At 35.1% G+C, this 12,038-nt stretch carries 8 protein-coding genes and 1 tRNA gene; 6 read left to right on the top strand and 3 right to left on the bottom strand.

Annotation, left to right across the window (positions count from 1 at the left end; all coding sequences use genetic code 11):
* Positions 1-73 precede the first annotated feature (73 nt).
* A tRNA-Gln gene (locus tag JM80_RS01260) sits at positions 74-145 on the top strand.
* A gap of 50 nt (positions 146-195) precedes the next feature.
* Here JM80_RS01260 and JM80_RS01255 read toward each other — a convergent pair.
* Positions 196-1,563 (bottom strand): cation:proton antiporter, encoded by a 1,368-nt coding sequence (locus JM80_RS01255; protein WP_144709009.1) that lies wholly within the window; start codon positions 1,561-1,563, stop codon positions 196-198.
* 201 nt (positions 1,564-1,764) lie between these two features.
* Between JM80_RS01255 and rimP the strand changes: the two genes are divergently transcribed.
* From rimP to infB, 3 genes are read left to right on the top strand one after another with little or no spacing between them, the layout of a single operon-like run.
* Entirely contained in the window at positions 1,765-2,229 is a 465-nt protein-coding gene (gene rimP / locus JM80_RS01250; RefSeq protein WP_144709008.1) for a ribosome assembly cofactor RimP, read from the top strand.
* 13 nt (positions 2,230-2,242) lie between these two features.
* Positions 2,243-3,475, top strand: a complete 1,233-nt coding sequence (gene nusA, locus JM80_RS01245; RefSeq protein ID WP_144709007.1) for a transcription termination factor NusA — start codon at positions 2,243-2,245, stop codon at positions 3,473-3,475.
* A gap of 41 nt (positions 3,476-3,516) precedes the next feature.
* Positions 3,517-6,360, top strand: a complete 2,844-nt coding sequence (gene infB, locus JM80_RS01240) for a translation initiation factor IF-2 (RefSeq protein ID WP_075695080.1) — start codon at positions 3,517-3,519, stop codon at positions 6,358-6,360.
* A gap of 70 nt (positions 6,361-6,430) precedes the next feature.
* Here the strand turns inward: infB and JM80_RS01235 are convergent, their stop codons facing one another.
* Both JM80_RS01235 and JM80_RS01230 read right to left on the bottom strand, forming a co-directional pair.
* Positions 6,431-6,799, bottom strand: coding sequence for an SPOR domain-containing protein (locus JM80_RS01235; RefSeq protein WP_013621422.1), 369 nt, complete (start codon positions 6,797-6,799; stop codon positions 6,431-6,433).
* A 134-nt stretch (positions 6,800-6,933) separates the two neighbouring features.
* Positions 6,934-7,305, bottom strand: coding sequence for an SPOR domain-containing protein (locus JM80_RS01230; protein WP_013621423.1), 372 nt, complete (start codon positions 7,303-7,305; stop codon positions 6,934-6,936).
* A gap of 230 nt (positions 7,306-7,535) precedes the next feature.
* On the opposite strand from JM80_RS01230, the gene JM80_RS01225 reads away from it, so the two are divergent.
* Positions 7,536-8,864 (top strand): cytochrome c3 family protein, encoded by a 1,329-nt coding sequence (locus JM80_RS01225; protein WP_144709005.1) that lies wholly within the window; start codon positions 7,536-7,538, stop codon positions 8,862-8,864.
* A 35-nt stretch (positions 8,865-8,899) separates the two neighbouring features.
* Entirely contained in the window at positions 8,900-12,025 is a 3,126-nt protein-coding gene (locus JM80_RS01220) for a TAT-variant-translocated molybdopterin oxidoreductase (protein WP_144709003.1), read from the top strand.
* Positions 12,026-12,038 lie beyond the last annotated feature (13 nt).

Raw genomic sequence — 12,038 nt, 5'->3', positions numbered from 1 at the left:
TTTAAAAATTTTTTTAAAAAATGTTTTGTGTAAACGAAAGTTTATTATAAATTTGCACCCTCAAAACAAGCATTGGCCCATGGTGTAATTGGCAACACTCCGGTTTTTGGTACCGTCATTCAAGGTTCGAGTCCTTGTGGGCCAACTAATGTTAAGTAAAAACCCGATATCAATTTGATATCGGGTTTTTTTGTTTTAGTCATTTATGTGTTCATTGTCTTCTGTGTTGTGTGTGTTGCCTGTGTTATCTTTTTTAGGTAGTTCTGTATCTGTGTTGTTGGTTGTGGCTTCATAACTGTCATCAGAGGCATTTTCATCATGTAGTTTATCTATTTCATCTATGTCTTCATCAATCTCATCTAAAATAGTATTCATTTTACGTTTGTCTTTAATCATTGCGGCTGTCATAATTAAACTTGTGCCAATAATTACAAAAAGTAAAATGCCAGAATCAAAAGTTTCAATTTGTGCTTCTTGTGGTATTGCGTAGAATAATAAAACGGTAATAAGTCCTCTAGGTGCAATAAAAAGTTGTGGAAAAATATCTCCGCCTACAAAAACGCGTAGAATAATAAACCTGATAATATATATAGATACAATTATTAAAATGCTTGTAATTGCTACGTTCATGCTAAATAAAGAAGATATAACAATGGTGATACCAAAAATAACAAAGAAGAATGTACGCACTACAAAGGCTGTTTCTAGTGTAATAATATGTAGTTCGTGGTAAATTTGCTCGGCTCGCTCTTTGTTTAGGTATTTAGATAAAAACCCGCCAAAAAATAAATTCATATTGGCAATTATTAACCCAAATATTAAAATGATTATTAAAGAAGATAGGTGTAGCTTTTTGCCTAACGCATATAAGAGTAGTAATACTGCAATTAATAAAAACTGTTTTGCTTGTGATTTAATTTGTTGAAAAACTAATATAATTGCGTAACTGGCAATGATAGATATTACTATGGTTAGTCCAATATTGCTTGCAAAACTTGCAGCTCCGTTGCCTGCATCTTCTGTAGGGTTTAGGTTTCCTGTTAAAAAGTAAAACATCATAATTCCCATAATGTCAGAAAAGGTACTTTCGTAAATGTGAAATTCTTTTTTGTTTTCGGGAAGACCACTTACGCTAGGAATAATGATTGCGCTAGACAAAATAGATAGTGGTGTTGCATAAAGCCAAGCAGATTGCATTGTCATTCCGTCTATAAATTGATTTAAAATTAGTGCGGCAACGTATGCAGATGCAAGAAGACCAACTAAAGCAATTGCCATGGACTTTAAAATAGGGATTAATTTTTCTCGCTTCAGCTTTAGTTCAAGTGCGGCTTCTAAAACAATCATTATTAAACCTACAATGCCAAGTAGTTCTAAGGATGGAAAAAAGTTTATGCTGTCTTCTCCAATAAACTCTAAAACATACTTTATTATCACGCCTAAAACAATAAGCATTAGAACGGATGGTATGTTTGTTTTTTTAGAAATTCCGTTAAAAAGGAAAGAAATAATAATAATGACCGATGCGGCGATAATAAGATTGTATGAGGATAATATTTCCATTTTTGGGTGTTAGTTTGTGTTTAGTTTTTAAAAATATACATAATTACCTAAACTACAGTTAGGATCACTTTAATTTGTGAAAAATAATATGTATCTTTGCATCGCTGAAAGAATATAATGTATTCATGAGGGGACTTAAATAGTCCCCTCTTTTATTAACTATACTTTTTTTGGTTTAATAAAATTTCTGTAAAAAGAGTTATGTTTAAAGAGCAAGTTACATCTTTGTTGGAAGGGGCTTTAAAAGAAAACCCTTCACTATTCTTAATAGATTTTACTATAACACCAGACTTTAAAATTAATATAGTTTTAGATGGTGATAATGGTGTTACACTTAAGGATTGTGTTGCGGTTAGCAGGGCTATAGATCACAACTTAGATAGGGAAGAGCAAGACTTCTCTGTGGAAGTTGCTTCGGCAGGAGCATCTTCTCCGTTGGTTTTACCTAGGCAGTATGCAAAAAATATTGGTAGAAAATTAGAGGTAAAAACAATAGAAGGTCGTAATTTTGAAGGGCAATTAACTGCCGCTACGGAAGAAGCTATTACATTGGAGTGGAAAGCTAGAGAGCAAAAGCCCATTGGAAAAGGAAAAGTTACCGTTCAGAAAAAAGAAGAAATTTTATTTTCTGATATTAAGGAAGCAAAAGTTGTATTAAAATTTTAATAAATAAATCAATATGGAAAATATTGCGCTAATAGAATCTTTCTCAGAATTTAAAGATGATAAATTCATAGATAGGGTAACGTTAATGGCAATTTTGGAAGAAGTATTTCGTAATGCTTTGAAAAAGAAATTTGGTTCTGATGATAACTTTGATATCATTATTAATCCAGATAAAGGGGATTTAGAAATATGGAGAAACCGTATTGTAGTTGAAGATGGAGAGGTAGAAGAACCTAATGAAGAAATTTCATTAACAGATGCGCGCAAGATTGAACCAGATTTTGAAGTTGGAGAAGATGTATCTGAAGAGGTTAAGCTTATAGATTTAGGAAGGCGTGCAATTTTAGCATTGCGTCAAAACCTAATAGCTAAAATTCATGAGCATGATAATACTACAATTTATAAGCAATTTAAAGATTTAGAAGGTGAAATATACACGGCAGAGGTGCATCATATAAGGCACAGAGCTGTAATTTTAGTGGATGATGAAGGTAATGAAATAGTAATGCCAAAAGACAGGCAAATACCTTCAGATTTCTTTAGAAAAGGAGATAATGTACGTGGTATTATAGAAAGCGTAGAATTAAAAGGTAATAAGCCTTCTATTGTAATGTCTAGAACATCTCCTAAATTTTTAGAGCAACTGTTTTTTCAGGAGATACCAGAGGTTTTTGATGGTTTAATTACTATTAAAAAGGCGGTGCGTATCCCAGGAGAAAAAGCAAAAGTTGCAGTAGATTCTTATGACGATCGTATAGATCCTGTAGGTGCCTGTGTTGGTGTTAAGGGTTCTAGAATACATGGTATTGTTAGAGAATTAGGTAATGAGAATATTGATGTTGTTAACTGGACTAGCAATCCACAGTTGTTAGTTACAAGAGCATTAAGTCCTGCAAAAATATCATCTGTAAAATTAGATGATGAAAAAATGACGGCTCAAGTTTATTTAAAGCCAGATGAGGTTTCAAGAGCAATAGGTAGAGGTGGTCATAATATTAGATTGGCAGGTCAATTAACTGGTTATGAGATTGATGTATTCCGTGAAGGGGTAGAAGAGGATGTTGAGTTAACAGAGTTCTCTGATGAAATTGATAACTGGATTATAGAGGAATTTAAGAAGATTGGTTTAGATACGGCAAGAAGCGTATTGGAGCAAGATTCTGAAGATTTAGCAAAGCGTACAGATTTAGAAGTTGAAACTATTTTAGAAGTTGTACGCATACTTAAAGAAGAATTAGAAGATTAAGCTATATATTAGCAAAAATTTAAGAATACGAATACTTGTTTATGGCAGAGAATGCAACAATAAGGCTCAATAAGGTCCTCAGGGAATTAAATATTTCTTTAGATAGGGCTATAGACCACCTTTCGTCCAAAGGACATGAGGTGGAGGCAAGGCCTACTACTAAGATTTCCAATGAGGTATACCAAGTTCTTTTGGATGAATTCCAAACTGACATGAGTAAAAAAGTTGCTTCTAAGGAAGTTGGCGAGGAAAAACGTAAAGAAAAAGAAGCGCTTAGATTGCAATTGGAACAAGAGCAAGAGGAAAAGCGTTTGGCAAGAGAAAAAAGAGCAGCTGCGCAAGAAGTTGTTAGGGCTAAGGCTGAATTGTCTGGACCAAAGACTGTTGGTAAAATAGATCTTGATTCGGCTAAAAATAAGCCAGCTCCTGCAGAAGAAAAAGCAGCTCCTAAGGAAGAAAAACCTGTTCAGGCAGAAAAGCCTGTTGCTAAAGAACAGCCTAAGCCGGTTGAAAAACCAGTGGCTAAGGAGTCTTCGGTTAAAACTGGTAAGGTAGAATTGCCTGGTCCTAAAACTGTTGGTAAAATAGATTTAGATGCAGGTAAAAAGAAACCAGCTCCTAAAAAGCCTGCTCCTGTTAAAAAGGAAGAGCCTAAGCCAAAAGTAGCGGCAGAGAAAAAGCCTGAAGAAACTAAAGAGCCAGAAACAAAAGAAAATACGGTTATAACTACGCAATATCAAAAATTATCTGGACCTAAGCTTACGGGTGCAAAAATTGATTTGTCTAAGTTTAATAAACCTAAAAAGAAAGAGGCTCCTAAAAATACTGGTGCTGGCGCAGATAAGAAAAAACGTCGTAAAAGAATTGTTAGTAATAACAAGCCAGGAGGTAATAACAGACAAGGTGGTCAAGGCGGAAACAGAGGTAAAGGTGGACAAGGCAAAGGTAGATTTAATGCTCCTGTTGTTAAAGTTGAGCCTACTGAAGAAGAAGTGCAAAAGCAGGTTAGAGAAACTTTGGAGAAACTTCAAGGTAAATCTAAAAAAGGTAAAGGGGCTAAATATAGAAGAGATAAAAGAGATCAGCACCGTCAGCAGACTGAAAAAGATCTAGAGAAGCAAGAAGCAGAAAGTAAAATCTTAAAAGTAACAGAGTTTGTTACTGTTGGAGAGGTTGCTACTATGATGGAGGTTTCTAGTACACAAATTATATCTGCCTGTATGTCTCTTGGAATTATGGTTACTATGAATCAGCGTTTAGATGCTGAAACATTGTCTATAGTTGCAGAGGAGTTTGGTTATGAGGTAGAATTTATTGCTGCTGAGATTGAAGAATCTATAGTAGAGGAAGAAGATGCTCCAGAAGATTTAAAAGAAAGAGCCCCTATTGTAACTGTAATGGGTCACGTAGATCATGGTAAAACTTCTTTGTTGGATTATATTCGTAAAGAAAATGTAATTGCCGGTGAAAGTGGTGGTATTACACAGCATATTGGTGCTTACGGTGTTCAGTTGGATAACGGACAAAAAATAGCGTTCTTAGATACTCCGGGTCACGAGGCCTTTACTGCTATGCGTGCACGTGGTGCTCAGGTAACGGATATTGCTATTATTGTTATTGCGGCAGATGATGACATTATGCCACAAACAAAAGAGGCAATTAGTCATGCTCAAGCAGCTGGTGTGCCAATTGTTTTTGCAATAAATAAGATTGATAGGCCAACGGCTAACCCAGATAAAATTAAAGAAGGTTTAGCACAAATGAATTTATTGGTTGAAGATTGGGGTGGTAAAATACAATCTCAAGATATCTCAGCTAAAAAAGGAACAGGTGTTAAAGAGCTTTTAGAAAAAGTATTGTTAGAGGCAGAGTTATTGGAGTTGAAAGCTAACCCTAAAAAACTAGCTTCTGGTACTGTTGTTGAGGCTTTCTTAGATAAAGGTAGAGGTTATGTTTCTACAATTTTGGTACAAGCTGGTACGCTTAAGATAGGAGATTATGTTTTAGCAGGTACTTGTAGTGGTAAAATTAAGGCAATGCAAGATGAACGTGGTAATAATGTTCAAAAGGTAGGTCCTTCAACACCAATATCTATATTAGGTTTAGATGGTGCTCCGCAAGCTGGAGATAAATTTAATGTTTTAGAAGATGAACGTGAGGCTAAGCAAATAGCTTCTAAGCGTTCTCAGTTGCAAAGAGAACAATCTGTTCGTACGCAACGCCATATTACATTAGATGAGATTGGAAGACGTATTGCATTAGGAGACTTTAAGGAGCTTAACATAATACTTAAGGGTGATGTTGATGGCTCTGTTGAGGCGTTAACAGATTCGTTCCAGAAACTATCTACAGAGGAAATACAAGTAAATATTATACATAAAGCGGTTGGTCCTATTACCGAATCTGATGTGTTGTTAGCTTCGGCTTCTGATGCAATTATTATCGGATTTAATGTTAGGCCAATGGGTAATGCAAGAGCAATTGCAGAAAAAGAAGAAATAGATATTAGAATGTATTCTATTATTTATGCTGCAATTAATGATCTTAAGGATGCAATGGAGGGAATGCTTTCTCCAGAGATGAAGGAAGAAATTCTTGGTACTGCAGAAATACGTGAGACCTTTAAAATATCTAAGGTTGGTACAATTGCCGGTTGTATGGTGTTAACAGGTAAATTAGTTAGAAATGCAGGTATACGTTTAATACGTGACGGTGTAGTGATATATACTGGTGAACTTGCTTCTTTAAAACGATTTAAGGATGATGCTAAAGAAGTTGCTAAAGGATATGATTGTGGTCTTCAGGTTAAGAATTACAATGATATTAAAGAAGGTGATATTGTAGAGGCTTTCCAAGAGGTAGCTGTTAAAAAGAAGTTGAAATAATAACTTTAGTTTAGATATAAATAAAGCGACTCAGTAATGAGTCGCTTTTTTGTTTTTAAATGCTTTTCGTTTATTCTTTTTGATTAGATAATAGAACGGCTTGAGGGTATTTTCTTTTAATTGTTTTTAGTCTTTCTTGGGCTTCGTTAAGGGTTTTAAACTTTCCTAAGGTTATGCTGTATGTGTTGTTATCGTTTTTTAAATATGAGGTAATTCCAGGGAAATCTCTTCTTGCTTTAGATTTTATATTGTTTGCATCTTTAAGGGTTTCGCTTTGGTGTATTTGAATAGAGAATGGAGGGGAAATTAGCTTACTATTTGTAGTTTGTATAGTGGTTGATTCACTTTGTTTTGTTAGTGTTTCTCCTTCTTGAGCAGTGCATATTGTGAAGCATAATGTTAGTGTAAATATGCTTAAGTAGATTTTTTTATTTTTCATTTATTTAGGGTTTTGTTTCTTATAAAATTAAAAATTTATTTTAACACATAAAAACTTTACTTTTTCTTGTGGGTATAAAAAAAGAGCAACTTATGGTTAAGTTGCTCTTTAGTGTGCTTGTTGTTCTTTTTGTTTTATTTCTCCTTTTGGTCTGCTATTAGGAATGCATTTGGGTATTTTTTTTGAACCTCTATAAGTTTTTGTTGAGCTTCAAATTTTGTGTTGAATTTCCCAATTCTAACTTTGTAGTTTGGCTCGTAAAAACTAATTTCAGAGTACCAATTTTTAAAATTTTGTTCTGCTTCATTTTTTTCACTGTTAGCCTTACTTGGGCTTTGGCTAGAGTGTATTTGTATGGTGTAGTATTTAGATGTTTTGTTGTTTTCGGCGTATAGGTTTAAGAGCTTTTCTAGTCCTTCATCTTGCTTAATTGTTATTTGTCCTTCTTGTGCAAAGCAAAAAGCACTAAAACTTAAGCATAGTAAGGTTGTGTAAAGTGTTTTCATGAGTAGTGTAAGTTAATATTAATAAGCGCTTACAAATGTAAAATATTATAAATCAAACATAAGGCATAATTATTATTTAGAACAATTATAAATTATAAATTATCAATCCCTTAACATTTCCAAATTTAAGTCTATGTCGTATTTTTGCCTTCAATTTAAGAAGCGATATAGGGCGTGTGCCTGTTATATAGTAATTATCGTGCCAGGATTTCGATAGAAATATTTTAAATATGAAAAAGGTTTTATACCGTAATCAACTTTCTAAATTTTTGGGTGTCAATCTGATAGCTGCAATGCTGTTTTCAGTATCCCTATTTTCTCAATCAGAAAATGCTGATCCTGCAAAGGGGAAACAGATCTTTAATCAGAATTGTGCATCGTGTCACTCTTTAGATAGGAAGGGTACTGGTCCTGCTTTAAGGAATGTGGAGTCTCGTTTAGAGGAAGAAGGTTTGGATCGTGAGTGGATTTATGCGTGGGTTAAAAATAGTTCAGGTGTTATTAAGTCTGGAGATTCTTATGCTAATAAGATTTTTGCAGAGTATAATAATACTGCAATGACTGCTTTCCCTACATTGAGTAATGAGGATATTGATAATATCTTAGCTTATACTTCTGCGGTAGAAGAGAAGCCTGCTAGTGCGGCGTCTGTTCCTGTTGCAGGTGGTGGAGAAGCTGGGTCTAATAGTGGGGTTTCTAATGAGGTTATATTAGGTGCTTTGGCTTTAGTCTTTGCTTTATTAGTTGCAATGTTGTTTATGGTAAACAAAACGTTGCGTAACATTGCTAAGGCAAACGGTATTGATGTAGAAAGAGAAAGAGCTGAAAAGCGTATTCCTGTTTGGAAGGCGTTTGTTCAAAATCAGTTTTTGGTTTTGGTGTCTGTTGTATTCTTGTTGCTTACTAGTGCTTATTTTGTGTATGGGTATTTTATGCAGGTTGGTATAGATCAGGGTTACGAGCCTGTTCAGCCAATTCATTTTTCTCATAAAGTGCATGCAGGTGATAATAAGGTAGATTGTAAGTATTGTCACTCTTCAGCTAGAGTTTCTAAAACTTCTGGTATTCCGTCGCTAAATATTTGTATGAACTGTCATAAGTCAATTTATGAATACAAAGGTAATCCGGAGGGGCCTTCTCAGTCTGATATTGAAAATGGCTACACCAATGAATTTTATACAAAAGAGATAAAGAAACTTTATGCTGCTGTTGGTTGGGATGAAGAAAATCAAAAATATACTGGTGAATCTAAGCCTGTAGAGTGGGTTAGAATACATAACTTGCCAGATTTTGTATATTTTAATCACTCACAGCATGTTAGTGTTGCAGGTGTAGAATGTCAAACATGTCATGGTCCTATTGAGGAAATGGAAGTTGTTAGTCAGCATGCTCCTTTAACTATGGGTTGGTGTATTAATTGTCACAGAGAAACAAATGTGAAAATGGAAGGTAATGCTTATTATGATAAAATTCATGAAGAGCTTTCTAAGAAATATGGTGTAGAGAAGCTTACAGCTGCTATGCAAGGTGGTTTAGAATGTGGTAAGTGTCACTATTAATTGATTGTAAAAGAAGATAATTTCAGATATATCGTATGTCATCAAACAAAAAATATTGGAAAAGCGAAGCGGAGTTAAATCCTAACGATTCCATTGTTGAGGCGCTAAAGCAGAACGAATTTGTTCAGGAGATTCCTGTTGAAGATTTCTTAGGTGATAAGGAAGGTTTAGCGAGTAGTTCTACTAATAGGAGGGATTTCTTAAAGTATGTAGGTTTTAGTACTGCTGCTGCAACAATGGCTGCTTGTGAAGGGCCTGTTGTAAAATCAATACCTTATGTTGTTCAGCCAGATCAAATTATTCCTGGTGTTGCTAATTATTATGCAACAACAATAGCAGATGGTTTTGACTTTGCAAGTGTTTTGGTAAAAACTCGTGAGGGTAGGCCAATAAAAATTGAAAATAATACAGATGCTAAGGTAAACGGGTCTGCAAATGCTCGTGTGCAAGCTTCTGTTTTGTCATTATATGATAGTAAAAGATTGCAAGGTCCTTTGGCTAAAGGAGAGGCTGTAGAGTGGTCTGCTTTAGATGCTGCGGTAAAATCAAAACTTACTGCGTTAAAAGGTTCTGGTAAACAAATAGCATTGTTAACGCAAACTTACGCTAGTCCGTCTACTTCTAGATTGATTGCTGAGTTTAAGGGTGTTTACGGTGAAAATGTAAATCATGTTACTTATGATGCTATTTCTGCTGATGCTGCTTTAAATGCTTTTGAAGAAAAGTATGGTGAAAGAGCGTTGGCTGATTATGACTTTGAAAAAGCTGAGTTAATTGTTTCTTTTGGAGCAGATTTTCTTGGTGATTGGCAAGGTGGTGGATATGACAGTGGATATTCTGCTGGTCGTGTTCCAAAAAATGGTAAAATGTCAAGGCACATCCAGTTTGAGGCAAATATGTCATTAACTGGTGCTAATGCAGATAAAAGAGTTTTGTTAACGCCTACGCAACAAAAAATTGCTTTAGCTAAATTTTATGCTAAAGTGATGAATGTGTCTGTAGGAGGTGAGTTACCTGCTGCTGCAGAAAAGGCTGTTTTGGCTGCTGCAGAAGAGTTTGAAAAGGCTAAAGGTAAGGCTGTTGTTGTTACGGGGCTAGATGATAAAGATGCGCAAGCAGTTGTTTTAGCAATTAATGAGAAGCAAGCAAGTGTTGCTTTTGATGTTAAGGCTCCAAAATATGTAAGACAAGGTAATGCTAAAGCTGTTGCTAAATTAGTAGCAGATATGAAAGCTGGTAAAGTAGGTGCGCTTATTATGGATGGTGTAAACCCTGCTTATACAATGCCAAATGCAGCTGAGTTTACAGATGCGTTGTCTAAGGTAGATTTATCTGTTGCTTTTTCGCAAAGTAATAATGAGACTGTAGCTGTTTCTTCTTATGCTGCTGCTGCTCCTAATTACTTAGAGTCTTGGGGTGATGTTCAAATTAAAAAAGGACATTACGCATTAATGCAGCCAACAATTAAAGAAATTTTTGATACGCGTCAGTTCCAATCATCATTATTAGTGTGGATGGGTTCTGATAAAACGTATTATGATTATATTAAGGAAACTTGGAGTTCTTCTATATTAGGAGATGGGAAGTGGAACCAGGCATTACATGATGGTGTTTATAAAGCTCCTTCAACTATTATGGATGTTGTGGAGGAAACTGTAGCTTCAATTGTTTCTGAAGAAGAGCCAATAGTATCGTCTCTTGTAGACTTATCTATGGCGGCTTCAAAATTATCTAAAGCATCTTCATCTGGTATGGAGTTAGCTTTGTACTCTAAAGTAGGTATGGGTGATGGTCAGCAGGCTAATAATCCATGGTTGCAAGAGTTTCCAGATCCAATTACAAGAGTTTCTTGGGATAATTACGTTACTGTATCTAAAGCTGATGCTGAAAAGTTAGGTCTTGTTAATGATCATGTTGCTAACGGAGGTTTAGATGGTAGTAAAGTAAATCTTAAAGTAGGAAATGTTGAGTTAAAAGAAGTTCCAGTAATTATTCAGCCTGGTCAGGCTTCTGGTTCTGTAGGGCTTTCTTTTGGCTATGGAAGAAAAGTTGGTTTACAAGCAGAAATGCAAACTGGTGTTAATGCGTATGCATTATATCAAGGAGGTGTTTCTAATCAATCTGTATCCGTGTCTAAAGCAGAAGGTATGCATGAGTTTGCTTGTGTACAGCTTCATAAGACATTAATGGGTAGAGGTGATATAATCAAAGAAACTACATTAGAAATTTTTAATACTAAAGATCATGCGGAATGGAATCCTGTTCCTAAAGTATCTTTAGATCATAACGAAGTGGACGCTGTTTCAGTTAGTCTTTGGGATGATTTTGATCGCTCTGTTGGTCATCACTTTAACTTGTCAATAGATTTAAATGCATGTACTGGTTGTGGAGCTTGTGTTATAGCTTGTCACGCAGAAAATAACGTGCCTGTTGTTGGTAAGGATGAAGTGCGTAAGTCTAGAGATATGCACTGGTTGCGTATAGATAGATATTATTCTTCTGAAGATACGTTTGAAGGAGATAATGTTAAGAAAGATGAATTTGATGGTTTAACTGGAGATAAGGGTTCTTTAGGTGGATTTGGTGAGTTGGAAGATCCTTCTGCTAATCCTCAAGTAGCTTTTCAGCCAGTAATGTGTCAGCACTGTAATCACGCTCCATGTGAAACAGTTTGTCCTGTTGCTGCAACGTCTCACAGTAGACAAGGTCAAAACCATATGGCGTATAACAGATGTGTTGGTACAAGATATTGTGCAAATAACTGTCCGTATAAAGTACGTCGTTTTAACTGGTTCTTGTATAATAACAATGACGAGTTTAATTACCATATGAATAACGATTTAGGTAAAATGGTAATTAACCCAGATGTAAATGTTCGTTCTCGTGGAGTAATGGAGAAATGCTCTATGTGTATTCAAATGACTCAAAAGTCTATTTTAGATGCTAAGAGAGACGGACGCACAGTAAAAGATAGTGAATTTCAAACAGCTTGTTCTGCTGCATGTAGTAGTGGTGCAATGGTATTTGGAGATGTAAATGATAAAGAAAGTGAAGTTGCTGAGTTAAAAGAAAGCAACCGTATGTATCATTTATTAGAGCACATTGGTACAAAGCCAAATGTTTTCTATCATGTTAAAGTGAGAAATACACAAGAATCATAATTAATTAACGGAA

Source organism: Cellulophaga sp. RHA_52 (assembly GCF_007827205.1).
GTDB lineage: Bacteria > Bacteroidota > Bacteroidia > Flavobacteriales > Flavobacteriaceae > Cellulophaga > Cellulophaga lytica.
This window is presented reverse-complemented; position numbering and strand designations above follow the sequence as displayed.